At 58.4% G+C, this 15,601-nt stretch carries 17 protein-coding genes and 1 pseudogene; 13 read left to right on the plus strand and 5 right to left on the minus strand.

Going from position 1 to position 15,601, the window contains the following annotated elements; all coding sequences use genetic code 11:
• Positions 1-42 precede the first annotated feature (42 nt).
• From E3Z29_RS10930 to E3Z29_RS10965, 8 genes are read left to right on the plus strand one after another with little or no spacing between them, the layout of a single operon-like run.
• Complete coding sequence (locus E3Z29_RS10930; protein ID WP_003222943.1) at positions 43-798, plus strand: heme ABC transporter permease; 756 nt, start codon at positions 43-45, stop codon at positions 796-798.
• The gene (gene ccmD / locus E3Z29_RS10935) at positions 795-971 is read left to right on the plus strand and encodes a heme exporter protein CcmD (RefSeq protein WP_003222944.1); all 177 of its coding nucleotides are present in this window, start codon (positions 795-797) and stop codon (positions 969-971) included. The genes E3Z29_RS10930 and ccmD overlap by 4 nt, the downstream gene beginning before the upstream one ends.
• Complete coding sequence (gene ccmE / locus E3Z29_RS10940; protein WP_041072935.1) at positions 968-1,423, plus strand: cytochrome c maturation protein CcmE; 456 nt, start codon at positions 968-970, stop codon at positions 1,421-1,423. The genes ccmD and ccmE overlap by 4 nt, the downstream gene beginning before the upstream one ends.
• Positions 1,424-1,426: 3 nt before the next feature.
• The gene (locus E3Z29_RS10945; protein ID WP_134785762.1) at positions 1,427-3,415 is read left to right on the plus strand and encodes a heme lyase CcmF/NrfE family subunit; all 1,989 of its coding nucleotides are present in this window, start codon (positions 1,427-1,429) and stop codon (positions 3,413-3,415) included.
• Positions 3,412-3,948 carry a DsbE family thiol:disulfide interchange protein gene (locus E3Z29_RS10950; RefSeq protein WP_041072930.1) on the plus strand — a complete coding sequence of 179 codons (537 nt, stop codon included), beginning with the start codon at positions 3,412-3,414 and terminating at the stop codon, positions 3,946-3,948. Before E3Z29_RS10945 ends, E3Z29_RS10950 begins: the two co-directional genes overlap by 4 nt.
• Positions 3,945-4,415: a cytochrome c-type biogenesis protein gene (locus E3Z29_RS10955; protein ID WP_003222948.1), complete on the plus strand. Its 471-nt coding sequence runs from the start codon at positions 3,945-3,947 to the stop codon at positions 4,413-4,415. The genes E3Z29_RS10950 and E3Z29_RS10955 overlap by 4 nt, the downstream gene beginning before the upstream one ends.
• Positions 4,412-5,614: a c-type cytochrome biogenesis protein CcmI gene (ccmI, locus tag E3Z29_RS10960; RefSeq protein ID WP_134785763.1), complete on the plus strand. Its 1,203-nt coding sequence runs from the start codon at positions 4,412-4,414 to the stop codon at positions 5,612-5,614. The genes E3Z29_RS10955 and ccmI overlap by 4 nt, the downstream gene beginning before the upstream one ends.
• A gap of 27 nt (positions 5,615-5,641) precedes the next feature.
• Positions 5,642-6,046, plus strand: coding sequence for a hypothetical protein (locus E3Z29_RS10965; RefSeq protein ID WP_134785764.1), 405 nt, complete (start codon positions 5,642-5,644; stop codon positions 6,044-6,046).
• Positions 6,047-6,152: 106 nt separating this feature from the next.
• Here E3Z29_RS10965 and E3Z29_RS10970 read toward each other — a convergent pair.
• Positions 6,153-7,041: pseudogene (locus tag E3Z29_RS10970) on the minus strand (LysR family transcriptional regulator).
• A 267-nt stretch (positions 7,042-7,308) separates the two neighbouring features.
• Between E3Z29_RS10970 and E3Z29_RS10975 the strand changes: the two are divergent.
• Positions 7,309-7,521: a type II toxin-antitoxin system HicA family toxin gene (locus tag E3Z29_RS10975; RefSeq protein WP_134785765.1), complete on the plus strand. Its 213-nt coding sequence runs from the start codon at positions 7,309-7,311 to the stop codon at positions 7,519-7,521.
• Entirely contained in the window at positions 7,521-7,925 is a 405-nt protein-coding gene (locus E3Z29_RS10980) for a type II toxin-antitoxin system HicB family antitoxin (RefSeq protein WP_007961664.1), read from the plus strand. Before E3Z29_RS10975 ends, E3Z29_RS10980 begins: the two co-directional genes overlap by 1 nt.
• Positions 7,926-7,983: 58 nt before the next feature.
• Here the strand turns inward: E3Z29_RS10980 and E3Z29_RS10985 are convergent, their stop codons facing one another.
• Entirely contained in the window at positions 7,984-9,171 is a 1,188-nt protein-coding gene (locus E3Z29_RS10985; RefSeq protein WP_096796242.1) for an MFS transporter, read from the minus strand.
• Positions 9,172-9,414: 243 nt separating this feature from the next.
• On the opposite strand from E3Z29_RS10985, the gene E3Z29_RS10990 reads away from it, so the two are divergent.
• The 3 genes from E3Z29_RS10990 (at position 9,415) to E3Z29_RS11000 (ending at position 12,526) form a co-directional block, all read left to right on the plus strand.
• Complete coding sequence (locus tag E3Z29_RS10990; RefSeq protein WP_134785766.1) at positions 9,415-10,035, plus strand: DUF5666 domain-containing protein; 621 nt, start codon at positions 9,415-9,417, stop codon at positions 10,033-10,035.
• Positions 10,036-10,314: 279 nt separating this feature from the next.
• Positions 10,315-11,592 (plus strand): hypothetical protein, encoded by a 1,278-nt coding sequence (locus E3Z29_RS10995; protein WP_134785767.1) that lies wholly within the window; start codon positions 10,315-10,317, stop codon positions 11,590-11,592.
• Complete coding sequence (locus E3Z29_RS11000; RefSeq protein WP_127646222.1) at positions 11,579-12,526, plus strand: hypothetical protein; 948 nt, start codon at positions 11,579-11,581, stop codon at positions 12,524-12,526. The genes E3Z29_RS10995 and E3Z29_RS11000 overlap by 14 nt, the downstream gene beginning before the upstream one ends.
• 50 nt (positions 12,527-12,576) lie before the next feature.
• Here the strand turns inward: E3Z29_RS11000 and E3Z29_RS11005 are convergent, their stop codons facing one another.
• The 3 genes from E3Z29_RS11005 to E3Z29_RS11015 form a co-directional block, all read right to left on the minus strand.
• Positions 12,577-13,575 carry a sulfate ABC transporter substrate-binding protein gene (locus tag E3Z29_RS11005; protein ID WP_027613937.1) on the minus strand — a complete coding sequence of 333 codons (999 nt, stop codon included), beginning with the start codon at positions 13,573-13,575 and terminating at the stop codon, positions 12,577-12,579.
• A gap of 105 nt (positions 13,576-13,680) precedes the next feature.
• The gene (locus tag E3Z29_RS11010; protein ID WP_095667160.1) at positions 13,681-14,505 is read right to left on the minus strand and encodes an ion transporter; all 825 of its coding nucleotides are present in this window, start codon (positions 14,503-14,505) and stop codon (positions 13,681-13,683) included.
• Positions 14,506-14,526: 21 nt separating this feature from the next.
• Positions 14,527-15,441 (minus strand): urea transporter, encoded by a 915-nt coding sequence (locus tag E3Z29_RS11015; RefSeq protein ID WP_134785768.1) that lies wholly within the window; start codon positions 15,439-15,441, stop codon positions 14,527-14,529.
• Between the last annotated feature and the right edge of the window lie 160 nt (positions 15,442-15,601).

Raw genomic sequence — 15,601 nt, forward strand, 5'->3', positions numbered from 1 at the left:
AGACTGCTCACACCGATGAGCGGCACCCGTGATGGAAACAGTATGAACTGGACCTGGTTTCACAAGCTCGGCTCGCCCAAGTGGTTCTACGGCATCAGCAGCAGGTTTCTGCCGTGGCTGAGCATTGCCGCGTTGCTGCTGATCAGCGTTGGCGTCGTCTGGGGCCTGGCCTTCGCACCGCCGGATTATCAGCAGGGCAACAGCTTCCGCATCATCTATATTCACGTGCCTGCGGCGATGCTGGCGCAGTCGATCTACGTGATGCTAGCGGTATGCGGCGTGGTCGGGCTGGTGTGGAAAATGAAACTGGCCGACGTCGCCCTGCAATGCGCGGCGCCGATCGGCGCGTGGATGACTGCCGTGGCGCTGGTTACCGGCGCGATCTGGGGCAAGCCGACCTGGGGCTCGTGGTGGGTCTGGGACGCACGACTGACGTCGATGCTGATTCTGCTGTTCCTGTATTTCGGGGTGATTGCGCTGGGCAACGCCATCAGCAACCGCGACAGCGCCGCCAAGGCCTGCGCGGTGCTGGCGATCGTCGGGGTGATCAACATCCCGATCATCAAGTACTCGGTGGAGTGGTGGAACACCCTGCACCAGGGCGCAACCTTCACCCTCACGGAAAAACCGGCAATGCCCGCTGAAATGTGGCTGCCGCTGCTGCTGACGGTGCTGGGGTTCTACTGCTTCTTCGGCGCCGTGCTGTTGCTGCGCATGCGCCTTGAAGTGCTCAAGCGCGAAGCCCGCGCCAGTTGGGTGAAAGAAGAAGTGCAGAACAGTCTGGAGGCCGCGCGATGAGTTTTGCTTCATTCGGCGACTTCCTCGCCATGGGCCACCATGGCCTGTATGTGTGGTCGGCCTACGGTATCTGTCTGGCGGTGCTGATCCTCAACGTGGTCGCACCGATCGCGGCCCGCAAGCGCTATCTGCAACAAGAGGCGCGTCGTCTGCGCCGGGAGAACGGCAAGTGAATCCGCTGCGCAAAAAACGTCTGACCCTCATTCTGGCGATCCTGGTCGGGGTCGGCGCTGCCGTCGGCCTGGCCCTCAGCGCCCTGCAGGAAAACATCAACCTGTTTTACACACCGACCCAGATCGCCAACGGTGAAGCGCCGCACGACACGCGCATCCGCGCTGGCGGCATGGTCGAGAAGGGCTCGCTGCAGCGTTCGCCGGACTCGCTGGACGTCAAATTCGTCGTCACCGACTTCAACAAAGCCGTGACCATCACCTACCGCGGGATCCTCCCGGATCTGTTCCGCGAAGGGCAGGGCATCGTCGCTCTGGGCAAACTCAACGCCGACGGCGTGGTGGTGGCCGATGAAGTTCTGGCCAAGCACGACGAGAAGTACATGCCGCCGGAAGTGACCAAAGCGCTGAAAGACAGTGGTCAATCGGCACCGACCCCAGCGAAGGAGGGTTGATTGATGACTTCTGCACTGTTTATTCCCGAGCTCGGCCATCTGGCGATGATTCTGGCGCTGTGTTTTGCGCTGGTGCAGGCCGTGGTGCCGTTGCTCGGCGCGTGGCGCGGCGACCGTCTGTGGATGGGCCTGGCCCAGCCGGCAGCGTGGGGTCAGTTTGCGTTCCTGCTGTTTGCCTTCGGATGCCTGACCTACGCGTTCATGACCGACGATTTCTCGGTCGGGTACGTGGCGATGAACTCCAACAGCGCCTTGCCGTGGTACTACAAGTTCAGCGCGGTGTGGGGCGCCCACGAAGGTTCGCTGCTGCTGTGGGCGTTGATCCTCGGTGGCTGGACCTTCGCCGTGTCGGTGTTCTCCCGGCAATTGCCGCAAGTCATGCTCGCCCGCGTACTGGCGGTGATGGGCATGATCAGCACCGGTTTCCTGTTGTTTCTGATCCTCACCTCCAACCCGTTCTCGCGGATCCTGCCGCAGATTCCGGCCGACGGTCGTGACCTCAATCCGCTGCTGCAAGACATCGGCCTGATTGTGCATCCGCCGATGCTCTACATGGGGTACGTCGGCTTCTCGGTGGCGTTCGCCTTCGCCATCGCTGCACTGCTCGGTGGTCGTCTCGACGCCGCTTGGGCACGCTGGTCGCGGCCGTGGACGATTGTCGCCTGGGCCTTCCTCGGCATCGGCATCACCCTCGGTTCGTGGTGGGCTTACTACGAACTCGGCTGGGGCGGCTGGTGGTTCTGGGACCCGGTGGAAAACGCCTCGTTCATGCCATGGCTGGTCGGCACCGCGCTGATTCACTCGCTGGCGGTCACGGAAAAACGTGGCGTGTTCAAGAGCTGGACGGTGTTGCTGGCGATTGCCGCATTTTCGTTGAGCCTGCTCGGTACGTTCCTCGTGCGCTCCGGCGTGCTGACTTCGGTGCACGCGTTTGCCTCCGATCCTGAACGCGGTGTGTTCATCCTGATCTTCCTGCTGTTCGTGGTCGGCGGTTCGCTGACGCTGTTTGCGTTGCGCGCTCCGGTGGTCAAGAGCCAGGTCGGCTTCAACCTGTGGTCGCGGGAAACCCTGCTGCTGGGCAACAACCTGGTGCTGGTGGTGGCCGCGTCGATGATTCTGCTCGGCACGCTGTATCCGCTGATTCTTGATGCGATCAGCGGCGCCAAGCTGTCGGTTGGCCCACCGTACTTCAACGCGTTGTTCATCCCGTTGATGGCGTTGTTGATGGTGGTGATGGCGGTCGGCGTGATCGTCCGTTGGAAGGACACCCCGGTGAAGTGGCTGGCGAACATGCTGACCCCGGTGTTGCTCGGCAGTGTCGCATTGGCCGTGGTGGCTGGTGTCGCTTACGGCGATTTCAACTGGGCGGTGATCGCGACGTTCCTGCTTGCCGCGTGGGTGTTGCTCGCCGGTGTGCGCGACATCTTCGACAAGACTCGCCACAAGGGCCTGATCAAGGGCCTGCCAACCCTGACCCGCAGCTACTGGGGCATGCAGATCGCTCACCTCGGCATCGCCGTATGCGCCCTCGGTGTGGTGCTGTCGAGTCAGAACAGTGCCGAACGCGACCTGCGTCTGGCGCCGGGCGAGTCGATGGATCTGGCCGGTTATCACTTCATCTTCGAAGGTGCCAAACACTTCGAAGGGCCGAACTTCACCTCCGACAAGGGCACCATCCGGGTGATCCGCGACGGCAAGGAAGTCAGCGTGCTGCACCCGGAAAAACGCCTGTACACCGTGCAGAGTTCGATGATGACCGAGGCCGGGATCGACGCCGGTTTCACTCGCGATCTCTACGTCGCATTGGGCGAGCCGCTGGAAAACGGCGCGTGGGCGGTGCGGGTTCACGTCAAACCGTTCGTGCGCTGGATCTGGTTCGGCGGTCTGCTGACCGGTCTGGGCGGATTGCTGGCGGCGCTGGATCGGCGTTATCGAGTCAAGGTCAAAGCCAAGGTGCGTGAAGCCCTCGGCCTGCAAGGAGCGGCTGCATGAGACGTTGGTTGATGCTGGTACCCCTGGCGATTTTCCTGCTGGTGGCGGTGTTTCTTTATCGCGGTCTGTACCTCGATCCGGCGGAACTGCCGTCGGCGATGATCAACAAGCCCTTCCCGGAATTCAGCCTGCCGAATGTGCAGGGCGACAAGACCCTGACCAAGGCCGACATCCTCGGCAAACCGGCACTGGTCAACGTCTGGGGCACCTGGTGCATTTCCTGCCGGGTCGAGCACCCGGTGCTGAACAAACTGGCCGAGCGTGGTGTGGTGATCTACGGCATCAACTACAAGGACACCAACGCCGATGCGTTGAAGTGGCTGGCCGAATTCCACAACCCGTACCTGCTGGATATCCGTGACGACGAAGGCTCGCTGGGCCTGAACCTCGGCGTGTACGGCGCGCCGGAAACCTTCTTCATCGACGCCAAGGGCATCATCCGCGACAAGTACGTCGGGGTGATCGACGAGCAGGTCTGGCGCGAAAAACTCGCGGCCAAGTATCAGGCGCTGGTCGATGAGGCCAAGCCATGAAGCGTTTCATTGCTGCCGTGGTCTTGGGCTTGAGTCTGGCCGGTGTGGCGCATGCCGCGATCGACACCTACGAGTTCGCCAAAGAAGGCGATCGCGAGCGCTTTCGTGAACTGACCAAGGAACTGCGCTGCCCCAAGTGCCAGAACCAGGACATCGCCGACTCCAACGCGCCGATTGCCGCCGACCTGCGCAAAGAGATTTTCCGCATGCTCGGCGAGGGCAAGGACAATCAGCAGATCATCGATTTCATGGTCGATCGCTACGGTGATTTCGTCCGTTACAAACCGGCGCTCAATGCCAAGACTGCACTGCTGTGGTTTGGCCCGGCCGGCCTGTTGTTCGGTGGTCTGGTGGTGATCGCAGTGATCGTTCGCCGGCGTCGCGCACAGCGCACCGAGACTCCGCCATCGCTGTCCACCGAAGAGCGTCAGCGCCTCGACCAACTGTTGGATAAAAACCAAGAATGATTGATTTCTGGCTTGCCGCAGGGCTGTTGCTTCTGGTCGCCCTGAGTTTTCTGCTGATTCCGGTTTTGCGTGGCCGTCGCGCCCAGCGTGAAGAGGATCGAACTGCCCTGAACGTGGCGCTGTATCAGGAACGCGTGGCCGAGCTGCAAGCGCAGCAGGCTGAAGGCGTACTCGATGCGGCGCAAATGGACAGCGGCCGTGCCGAAGCGGCGCGTGAGCTGCTCGCCGATACCGAAGGCGTTGCCGCACCGCGTGTGTCGAAACTGGGCAAGCCGTTGCCGCTGCTGGCGGCGGTGTTGGTGCCGGTGTTGGGCCTGGGTCTGTACCTGCATTTCGGTGCTGCCGATAAAGTCGAACTGACCCGCGAATTCGCCCAGGCGCCGCAGTCGATGGAAGAGATGACCCGGCGTCTGGAGCGTGCTGTTGCGGCGCAACCGGATTCCGCCGAAGGCTTGTACTTCCTTGGTCGTACCTACATGGCCCAGGATCGTCCGGCAGATGCGGCGAAGATGTTCGAACGCGCCGCCAACCTGGCCGGTCGCCAGCCGGAACTGCTCGGCCAGTGGGCACAGGCGCAGTATTTTGCCGACGGTAAAAAGTGGTCGGACAAGATCCAGACCCTGACCGATGAAGCGCTGAAAGCCGATCCGAAAGAAGTCACCAGCCTCGGCCTGCTCGGCATCGCCGCGTTCGAGGGCGAGCGTTATCAGCAGGCAATCGACTATTGGAACCGGTTGCTGGCGCAGTTGCCAGAGGGCGACAACTCCCGCGCCGCCTTGCAGGGCGGGATCGAGCGAGCCACCGAGCGTCTGCAAGCCAGTGGCGGCAAGGTCGCGGCCGCGCCAGCAGCCAAGGTTGCCGCGCTGCTCAAGGTGCGCGTCGATCTGGCCAGCGAACTCAAAGGCAAGGTGCAACCGGGCGACAGCGTGTTCATCTTCGCCCGCGCCGTTTCCGGCCCACCGGCACCGCTGGCGGCCAAGCGTCTGACCGTGGCCGATCTGCCGGTCACTGTCGAACTGGGCGATGCCGACGCCATGATGCCGCAGTTGAAACTGTCGAACTTTCCTGAAGTCCAACTGGTTGCACGCATCTCTCGCGCCGGTCAGCCAACCGCCGGGGAGTGGGTAGGTCGCAGCGGCCCGCTGGCCAGCAGCACCACCGCGCCGCAAACACTGACCATCGACAGCCCGGACCAATAACCCCGGAACCCACAGGAAAGCACCGCCATGCACAGCCTCGCACGCATCTCCGTCATCACATTGGCCTTGAGCATGAGCGCATGTGCGGTGCACCGACCGGAACCGACCACCAACCTGCCGCCGATCCCGCCGTCACAACCGAGCCCGACCCCGTCGACCTCGCCGACCCCGGGCAAAAGCATCCCGGCCAAACCGTCCAAGCCAGTCCCACGCACCTCAGCCAGCTTCGCCCCACCACCGGGCGGCAACAGCCACTGGGACCAGAAGCTCGGCGTCTACGTCCTCGACGACCAGCCCAACACCTTCTACCGCCAGCGCACCTACTTCCGCTGGAACAACGGCTGGACTCGCTCCGTCAGCCCCAACGGCCCTTGGGAAGACACCGATATCCACGGCGTACCGCCGGGATTGGGCAAACAGTTCGGGCAGTGATGAAAAAACGGCGATCTTTGGATCGCCGTTTTTTTGTGTGTTGCCGGGCATTGATGATGTCCCTGTAGGAGCTGGCGAAGCCTGCGATCTTTTGATTAGCTGTTTTTCACAATCCGCTGGTCAACAACCCCTGCACATAATCCACAAACACCCGCGCCTTCGCACTGACCATCCGCCCCGTGGGAAACACCGCCCACAAGTCCTGATCCGGCAATACCCAGTCACTCATCACCGCCCTGACCGCACCGCTTGCCAGCTCCGGAGCGAACATCCATTGCGAGGCGATGGTCAGGCCCTGATCGGCCAGCACGGCTGCACGCAAACCCTCGGCGGCGCTGACCCGCAGGCGGCCGGTGAGGGTTTGCGTCTGTTGTTCGCTGCCCTGAGTGAAGGTCCAGGTGGCGCCGCCGCTGAGGTTGTAGACGATGCCTTGGTGCTGATCCAAATCGGCAGGGCAGCTCGGTTCGCCGTGACGATCGAAGTAGGCCGGGCTGCCGAGCACCACGCGGCGGCAGTCGGCGATCTTGCGCGCGGTGAGGCTGGAGTCGCTGAGCGGGCCCATGCGCAGGGCGACGTCGATGCCTTCTTCGACCAGATTGATGTTGCGGTCATCGAGCATCAGATCGATGTTCAGCTGTGGATGCTGCTCGAGAAACGGCCCCAGCTGCGGCACGACGTGCAGGCGACCGAAAGTCACCGCCGCGCTGATCCGCAGGTTGCCGCTTAAACCGCTGGCGCTGCCACGGGCGGCGTTATCGGCTTCGTTGGCTTCATCAATGGCACGCCTGGCCCGTTCGAAAAACGCGAGTCCGGCTTCGGTCGGGGTCAGGCCGCGAGTCGAGCAGCAACAGGCTGACCGCCAGGCGTTTTTCCAACTGAGCGATGGTTTTCGACACGGCGGGCTGGCCGATATTCAGGCGTCGGGCGGCGGCGGCGGAAAAGGAGCCGGTTTCGACCACGTAGACGAAGGTTTCCATGGCGGCGAGGCGGTCCATCAGTCTTCCTGCAAATCTGAAAGTTGTCGTAGTCCCCTTGTGGGAGCGGGCTTGCTCGCGAAAGCGGTCTGACATTCAGCACATGTATTGGCTGATCCAACGCCTTCGCGAGCAAGCCCGCTCCAACAGGGAATAGGGTGCTGAGTGTAATCCGCGTCCATTCAATCACATGCGGTAAAACAACCAAACGTCGTCCTGCAGATTTATGTGCTTGAGTAAAGATAACTCTAGAGTTACTTTTATTCGGCCGAAGCAAGGAGGCGCCAGGTGCAAAGCAGGCTATTGATCAAGGAGCTGGAGGAGGCAGGCTGGACGCTGGATCGAGTCATCGGCAGTCATCACATCTTCACGCATCGTTACAACCCGTACACCATTCCCGTTCCTCACCCTAAAAAGGATTTGCCGCTGGGGACGGTCAAAAGCATCAGGAGGCGTGCCGGGTTGTACCACCCGCCAGCCAGCTACAAGGGAGATCCATAATGCAATATCCGATCTGCATCGAATGGGGTGACGACAACACCGCCATCGGTATTCAGATACCTGACATTCCCGGCGCCGTCACGGCCGGGGACACTTTCGAGGACGCCTATAACGCAGCCGTTGAAGTCGCCCATCTCATGTTGCAGGAGATGGCGGCGGACGGGGAATCGATTCCGATGCCGACGTCGGCAGCGGCCCATCGCAATAATCCGGAGTTTGCCGACATGGGCTGGGGGATGCTCGAGCTGGATATCTCGCCGTACATGGGCAAGACCGAGAAGGTCAACGTGACGTTGCCAGGCTATGTGATCCAGCGCATCGATCGCTATGTGCGTGAACACAATGTCAAAAGCCGCTCTTCGTTTCTGGCAGATGCGGCGATGGAGAAGCTGGTTCGGTATTAAGCGTCATCGCTCTCACAGGCCCAGTGAGCAACCTGTGGGAGCGAGCTTGCTCGACATCTTACGCCGTTGCCAAAGCACCACGCTGCGACGCACTCAGGAACCGCAACAACGCCAGCAGCGGGAACGCGCTACCGACAATCACGATCCACAACCAGCCGCCATGCTCATATACCGCACTGGCGACCGACGAGCCGAAAGCGCCGCCGATGAAGATGCTGGTCATGTACAGCGCGTTGAGGCGACCACGGCTTTTGGCGTCCAGCGAGTAGACCGCGCGCTGGCCGAGAACCATGTTCATCTGCACGCAGAAGTCCAGTACCACGCCGGTCACCGCGAGGCCGATGACGCTGTAGGCCGGGTGAATGAAGGCCGGCAGGAAGCTCAGGCTGGCGAACAGCATGGCCAGCAGCGAAGCGATGCGGGTGTGGCCGGCGTCAGCCAGGCGTCCGCTGATCGGCGCGGCGATGGCACCGATGGCACCGACCAGCGCGAAGATCGCAATCTCGCTTTGCGACAGACCGTGGTTGCGCGCCAGTTCCAGTGGCACCGCTGTCCAGAACAGGCTGAAGGTGGCGAACATGCAGCCCTGATAAAACGCCCGCTGACGCAGCACCGGTTGCTGGCGCAGCAGGGTCCACAGCGAGCCGAGCAACTGGCCGTAGGAAGCGCTGTGATCCGGTTGACGCTTGGGCACGGTCAACGCCAGCACCACGCTGATCGCGGCCATCAACGCCGCGGCAATCATGAACATCGCACGCCAGCCGAAATGGTCAGCCACTACGCTCGACACCGGCCGCGCCAGCAGAATGCCCAACAGCAGGCCGCCCATGATCCCGCCGACCACCCGGCCACGGGATTCTTCCGGCGCCAGATGCGCGGCCAGCGGAATCAGGATCTGCACCGACACCGAACTGAAGCCCACCAGCAACGAGATCAGCAGGAACACGTTCGGCTGACTGGTGAACGCCGCGCCGAGCAGGCTGGCAATCGCCACCACCGTGGTGATGATCATCAACCGGCGGTTTTCCAGCAGGTCGCCCAGCGGCACCAGGAAGAACAGGCCCAGCGCATAACCGATCTGCGTCAGCGAGACGATGAAGCTGGCCATGGTGTCGGAAAGACCGATGTCCGGCGCGATCAGGCCGATGATCGGTTGCGCGTAGTAGATGTTGGCGACGATCGCGCCGCAGCAGAAGGCGAACAGCAGCACCATGCCTCGGGTCATTGCGTGAGTTGTGGCGTTCATAAGGTTTCTCGATCCAGCGAAAGGGAATGCGGTGAGGCTAAGGGACGCACCGACGCGGCGGTAGAAGCCTTGTATCGATATCAGTTATTCCGTTGCGGAATGATTGGCTTCAGCGGCGGTGTCGTCCATCGGCGAACCTTGCGTCCAGCCGGGGAGGGTCGATGATACATTCACTTACATGTTCTTCGATAGCGTGCTTATGTTTACCGCTGCGCTTTTACTGTTCATCAACGGAGGATTGCCATGTTGCGTCAGCTGCTGCGTCACACCACCACGATTGCCTTGATTGGCCTGCTCAGTGCCACTGCGGTGCAGGCCGCCGATGCCCCGGGCATGCGTCTCGGCGTGCGCGGTGAGATCACCGGGGTCAGCGCCGATTCGCTGAAAGTCCACGTCAACAGCGGCGAGAATGTGGTGATCCGGTTGACTGCGGACACCAAGGTGCGTGCCGTCACGCTGGCGAATATCGAAGACATCAAACCCGGCAGCTACATTGGCTCGGCCGCCATGCCGCAGGAAGATGGCACCCTCAAGGCAATGGAAGTGCACGTATTCCCGCCGGAACTGGCCGGCAGCGGTGACGGTCATCGGCCATTCGACTTGGCCAAGGGCAGCAGCATGACCAATGGCAGTGTCGGTGATCTGGTGGTCAGCAATGGCCGGGTGCTGACGGTCAATTACAAGGGCGGACAGCAGAAGATCCTGGTGCCGGAGGACGTGCCGATCGTCAACCTGATGCCGGGGGATCGGAGTTTGCTGAAGGTGGGGGTGAAGATCGTCACTTTTGTCACGCAAAGTGCGGACGGCACGCTGACCGCGCAATCGATCTCGGCGGGCAAGGATGGTGTGAAACCACCGATGTGAAGTCGATTTGATCGTAAATTGGAATGCTTTAAACGAACCATGGGTAACGGCGCTTTCTCCAATTTCATCATGGTTTTACCGTACGTGCGTATGAAAAATCCTGTATCACTGTGGCTGAATGGTTGGAGAGAGCGTAGGAATATTTGCTTTTCTAAGCAGAATTTCTTGTCAAGGTGGAAAACCATTTATTACATATGAGGTTTTTCGAGAATCTTGGGGTTGGCGAGGAAACGAAAAAAAACTAAAGTGTTTTGAGTGAATTATTAGGGAAATTACTCGATGGCTCCGAAAGCGGTACCAACGAAAAAAGCAAAGAATTCTCCTTCTGAAAAGGGTCAAGAGACCGAGCTTAAGGGACCTGCACTCAATTTGCCCGAAGGATCATCCCAAGAAATTGAACCCTCGCGATTATTACTTGATCCGCACAATCTCAGGCTTTTAGAACGGGTGGGGGATATTTATAAGATCCTGGATGTAAAGCTTTTTGGTCAGCCAGCTATTCAGGATAAGCTTTATGGGGTTGTGAATGGAGAGCCACGTTTTGATATAGAGTCTCTCGCAACTTCAATAGAAAATAACGGTTTTTTGAAGCATGAAAGGTTAATTGTTGCAAAGTACGATGGCGACAAGTTTTTGGTGCTTGAGGGGAATCGTAGGGTTACCGCGGTACGTAGACTTTTCAATGACTCAGGGCCAAATCATGAAAAGCTTCGTCCACAAGTTAGAGAGTCACTTAGAACACTTCCTTGTTTTGTTTTGGAAGGTCCCGTTATAGATGGTAGCGCGAAGCAACTTGAGAAGTATCGACGCGCTTCTGAAATATATATCGGTATGCGCCATTTGATGGGGGCGAAAAGTTGGGAGCCAGCGAGCCGCTATGAATTTCAGTCTCGACTGATTTTTGAAGATGGCTGGAGTGTGGCACAGGTTGCTGATCGCTTTGGACGTAAAAAATCGGAAGTGCTGCGCGATCTGAAAGCGCACGTGTTGTATAAAGATTTTCTGGCTTTTGAAAAGAGATCTTCAGTAAAACACACATTGACCTATAACGCATTCTCAGAGGCGGCAAGAGCACCTGCGATATCTAGGTGGTTAGGCTGGTCTGAAAAAGACATGAGCTATGTTAATAGCGCTAGTGAAGATGTGTTTTTTCACTATCTATTGAACAAGCTGGCTGTGGAGACAAATAATCTCGAAGATCAAGAGGATAGTGGCGGTACAGAAGTTTCGGCAGAGATGGCAGTTCGTCGTCTTCGTGAAATGTTGAAGCTCGAAGACAGTTCGGTATTAGAAGCTTTAGCTGATCGTGACTTTCGGTCGGCGGAAATATTTTTTGAGGAGAGGAAAGAAGGAGAGCTTTCCAAGAAAATCGCAATGTTCATCAGGACATTGAAGAGGACTCCTACGGATGATTTAATAGAGTCGCCTGAAACTAAACAAAAACTCGAAGAATTGAAGGGCCAGGTTACAAGAATGTTAGCGGTGATCAATGCTTTGTCGGAGGTGCAGTCACAACTCCAAGGTTCATTGTCAGAGGTAAACAATGGCGCTGACTGAGGCAGAGATTTCCGTTGTCGTTAAAGCAGCAAAAAAATTGGCTATCGATGCACCAGAAGTTTCAGTTGAAAGTTTTTACGGAAGTGAGCTTAACCTGAGTCCGGTGCAGTTGGCGGCAGCGTTTCCCGATCCTGATCCCGGCGGAGAAGTGGCAATTGCAGTCAGTCATCTTTCTCTCGCGCGTGAGCAAATATTGCGAGATAAGTGTGAGGTTGCAGAGTTTGTAGTTTACTCGGGGGTTAATGGTAATAGTGTTATTTCCGGGCTCTGTACTTATCTTTCTAGGGTGCAATTGTCTAGTTCGTATCCTTCTGATTTTTTAGAGCGTATAAAAAAACATAAGAATATAAGGGCGGCACTGCTTAATATTGATAAGGGGCATGATCTCGAGGTCGTTGCGGCAGCCATTCTATCTGAAGCTTGTTTTTTTGGGGCTGCCACGAAGGGGTCTGGAGACCAAGGTGTGGATGCGATTGCCTGGAATCATCTCGTGGATATTGAGGAAGCTTTTTCGCATGGAACAGTAGGGGGAGGGTTGGTTAGAGCCGGTCAAAAGGTAATGATTGTCGCATCCTCCAAGGCTGCCATTAATAGCAATTTTGATAATCCAAAGGTTATTAATCCTGCTCATATTAGGGAGTTGATTGGCGGGTGGCTGATTCAAAGAAGTGAAAGTGGGAATTGGCGGGAGTTTGGTATTCAGATGTTGACGCCGCTTCAGTTGGTTCTAGTAACAACGTACCGTCTTAGTCCCGCTTCTAAAGATGAGTGTCAGAAGTTGGGTGTACAGGTTTGGGGTATTGCTGAGTTAATCTATTTAATTTGCAGATATGCACCATCGTCAGTCTTTCAGCGAGGTGGGAAGTTTGTTTTTTCTCCAGCTAAATTTAATGAGTGGTGGCAGGCTAAGTCGCATTCGCGAGTTAGCCCTTAATTAGGAGCAAGGCGACCTTTTCAGGTCGCCTTTTTCGTTTTGCTCAAGCCTTACTGGCCGGTATAGATCTGATCAAAGATCCCGCCATCATTGAAGTGGGTCTTCTGCACCGAACGCCAGTCACCGAAGGTCTTTTCAACCGACAGGAAGTCGACTTTCGGGAAACGGTCGGTGTACTTCGCCAGCACTGCCGGATCCCGTGGACGCAGGTAGTTGGCGGCGGCGATTTCCTGACCTTCTGGCGACCACAGATATTTCAGGTATTCATCGGCGGCGGCGCGGGTGCCTTTTTTGTCGACCACTTTGTCGACCACCGACACCGGTGGTTCGGCCTCGGCGGAGACGCTTGGGTAGATCACTTCGAATTGATCGCGACCGAACTCGCGAGCGATCATCTCGGCTTCGTTCTCGAAGGTCACCAGCACGTCGCCGATCTGGTTGGTCATGAACGTGGTGGTCGCGGCGCGGCCACCGGTATCGAGCACCGGCGCCTGCTTGAACAGTTTGCCGACGAAGTCCTTGGCCTTGTTCTCGTCACCGCCATTTTTCAGCACGTAGCCCCAGGCCGAGAGGTAGGTGTAGCGGCCGTTGCCCGAAGTTTTCGGGTTCGGCACGATCACTTGCACGCCGTCCTTGAGCAGGTCCGGCCAGTCTTTCAGGGCTTTCGGGTTGCCTTTGCGGACGATGAACACGGTGGCCGAGGTGAACGGTGCGCTGTTGTTCGGCAGGCGGCTGACCCAGTTTTCCGGCACCAGTTTGCCGTTGTCGGCGAGGGCGTTGATGTCGGTCGCCATGTTCATGGTGATGACGTCAGCCGGCAGGCCGTCGATCACCGAACGCGCCTGCTTGCTCGAACCGCCGAAGGACATTTGCACGGTGATGTTTTCGTTGTGCTCGGCCTGCCAGTGTTTCTGGAACGCAGTGTTGTAATCCTTGTAGAAATCGCGCATCACGTCATACGAGACGTTGAGCAGGGTCGGTGCGGCTTGAGCCACGCTGCCAAAGGCAAGACCGGCGGCGAGAAGTGAGGCGCCAAAGAGTTTTTTCACTGCGCATTCCTTGTTGTGTCGGTGATAACGGTCGGGGGTGATACCGTTTTGCCAGCGACTATAGCCGGGCTGGCATAGTCATTTAAAGATTAAAAAGCTCTGTGCTTATTCCACTTTCTTAAACAGCTGACTGCCGCACCGCGAGCAAAACGCTGCGTTCTGTTCATGGCTGTTTTTCTTGCACACCGGGCAGTCATGTTGCAGCTGTTCGCCGCGCATGGCGTTGGCCAGTTCTGCAGTGAAAATCCCGGTGGGCACGGCGATGATCGAGTAACCGGTGATCATCACCAGCGAAGAAATTACCTGACCCAGCGGGGTCTTCGGCACGATGTCGCCGAAGCCGACGGTGGTCAACGTCACGATAGCCCAATAGATGCCTTTGGGGATGCTGGTGAAGCCATGTTCCGGGCCTTCGATCACGTACATCAGGGTGCCGAACACCGTCACCAGGGTGCAGACGCTGACCAGAAACACCACGATCTTCTGCTTGCTGCCACGCAGCGCCGACATCAAATAGTTGGCTTGCTTGAGGTACGGGCTGAGCTTGAGCACCCGGAAGATCCGCAGCATCCGAATGATGCGGATGATCAGCAGGTACTGCGCATCGCTGTAATACAGCGCGAGGATCCCCGGCACGATCGCCAGCAGATCCACCAGTCCGTAGAAACTGAAGGCGTAGCGCAACGGTTTCGGTGAGCAATACAGGCGCAGGATGTATTCACCGAGAAAAATGACGGTGAAACCCCACTCGATGTAGGCCAGCACATCGGCGTAGTTCTGGTGAATGCTGTCGATGCTGTCGAGCATCACCACCACCAGGCTGGCAAGGATGATCAACAGCAAGGTGCCGTCGAAGCGCCGCCCGGCGAGGGTGTCGCTCTGGAAAATCATCACGTAAAGCCGTTCGCGCCAACTGTTGCTGCTGTCCATGGATAACGCCTGAATTGAAGATCAGCGCAGCCTAGGTTGATTGTCCCCCTGTGCGCAAGGCGTGGCGTCGACGGCCGCTTTACCGAGCATCTGGATCCCGGCGCGGATCAGCCAGCCGGCGAGGATGAACGGCGCGGTCAGCATCGCCAGACCGAGAGCGGCGAACAGCGGGGTGACCAGCAGCGCAAGGACGATGCCCAGCAGCGGCAGCCACGGTTGCTGGCGCTGCGCACTGAAGGCGAGGGCGGCGAGCACCGCGTTGTAACTGCCCAGTCCCAGCAATGCCGCGCCGGTTTCGTGGTGCAACAGACTGGACGCAAGGCCGATGGCTGACGCGAACAATGCCCAGCAAAAGGCGCGGCGATCAGCGATCAACAAGCCAATGCCGATCAATGCGCCGGCCAGCGGATGCTCGAGGAACATCACCTGACCCAATCCACGCAGTCCTGCGGCGAGCAGGTTCAGCGTGTTCATCTCGATGTGCGCCGTCGGCGCGGATGGCTCGGCGAACAGCAGCAGGATCCAGCCGATGGCCACGAATGGCGAGGTGTAAGCCGGTATCGATCGACTGCGGTACACGTGTTTGAGCCACTGCTGAGTGACCATCGCACTGAGGCCGCCAGCCGCCAGAATCAGCGGCGGCAGCAGCGGTGACCAGGGGAAATACAGACTCAGTAACAAGCCGAGCAGCACGCCGTTGTAGCTGAACAAACCGGCCTGACGATCAGCCTTGGCATAGTTACGTCGCTGTGCAGTGAGCAATCCAGCGACCGCCCCGAGCAGCGCGCCGGCAAACAGCACCGGCGCAGTGAGCAGGATCGCCAGCAGGCACAACAGGCCGCATAGCGGGTGGCGCTGAAGGAATATCTGACTGAAACCGTTGAGCAAAGCCTCGGCCCAGTCGGGGCAGTGGGTGTTGAAATGATTGGCAGGCATGTTGAAAAAATCTGGGCAGTTGGAAAATCAAAAGGTCTTGCTTACCTGTGGTGAGGGGATTTATCCCCGATGGGCTGCGAAGCGGCCCCCAATCGGGGAGTGCGGTTTTTCTGTGAAAACCGTCACTCTCTTGAAAGCGGTGACTGCTGCGCAGTCAATC

The organism is Pseudomonas sp. S150, from assembly GCF_004526365.1.
Lineage (GTDB): Bacteria > Pseudomonadota > Gammaproteobacteria > Pseudomonadales > Pseudomonadaceae > Aquipseudomonas > Aquipseudomonas putida_A.

Excerpts from the sequence above, each read along its gene's own strand:
- E3Z29_RS10930 (WP_003222943.1), top strand. The coding sequence starts at position 43 with ATGAACTGGACCTGGTTTCACAAGCTCGGCTCGCCCAAGTGGTTCTAC.
- ccmD (WP_003222944.1), top strand. The coding sequence starts at position 795 with ATGAGTTTTGCTTCATTCGGCGACTTCCTCGCCATGGGCCACCATGGC.
- E3Z29_RS10945 (WP_134785762.1), top strand. The coding sequence starts at position 1,427 with ATGACTTCTGCACTGTTTATTCCCGAGCTCGGCCATCTGGCGATGATT.
- E3Z29_RS10950 (WP_041072930.1), top strand. The coding sequence starts at position 3,412 with ATGAGACGTTGGTTGATGCTGGTACCCCTGGCGATTTTCCTGCTGGTG.
- E3Z29_RS10955 (WP_003222948.1), top strand. The coding sequence starts at position 3,945 with ATGAAGCGTTTCATTGCTGCCGTGGTCTTGGGCTTGAGTCTGGCCGGT.
- ccmI (WP_134785763.1), top strand. The coding sequence starts at position 4,412 with ATGATTGATTTCTGGCTTGCCGCAGGGCTGTTGCTTCTGGTCGCCCTG.
- E3Z29_RS10965 (WP_134785764.1), top strand. The coding sequence starts at position 5,642 with ATGCACAGCCTCGCACGCATCTCCGTCATCACATTGGCCTTGAGCATG.
- E3Z29_RS10980 (WP_007961664.1), top strand. The coding sequence starts at position 7,521 with ATGCAATATCCGATCTGCATCGAATGGGGTGACGACAACACCGCCATC.
- E3Z29_RS10985 (WP_096796242.1), bottom strand. The coding sequence starts at position 9,171 with ATGAACGCCACAACTCACGCAATGACCCGAGGCATGGTGCTGCTGTTC.
- E3Z29_RS10990 (WP_134785766.1), top strand. The coding sequence starts at position 9,415 with ATGTTGCGTCAGCTGCTGCGTCACACCACCACGATTGCCTTGATTGGC.
- E3Z29_RS10995 (WP_134785767.1), top strand. The coding sequence starts at position 10,315 with ATGGCTCCGAAAGCGGTACCAACGAAAAAAGCAAAGAATTCTCCTTCT.
- E3Z29_RS11000 (WP_127646222.1), top strand. The coding sequence starts at position 11,579 with ATGGCGCTGACTGAGGCAGAGATTTCCGTTGTCGTTAAAGCAGCAAAA.
- E3Z29_RS11010 (WP_095667160.1), bottom strand. The coding sequence starts at position 14,505 with ATGGACAGCAGCAACAGTTGGCGCGAACGGCTTTACGTGATGATTTTC.
- E3Z29_RS11015 (WP_134785768.1), bottom strand. The coding sequence starts at position 15,441 with ATGCCTGCCAATCATTTCAACACCCACTGCCCCGACTGGGCCGAGGCT.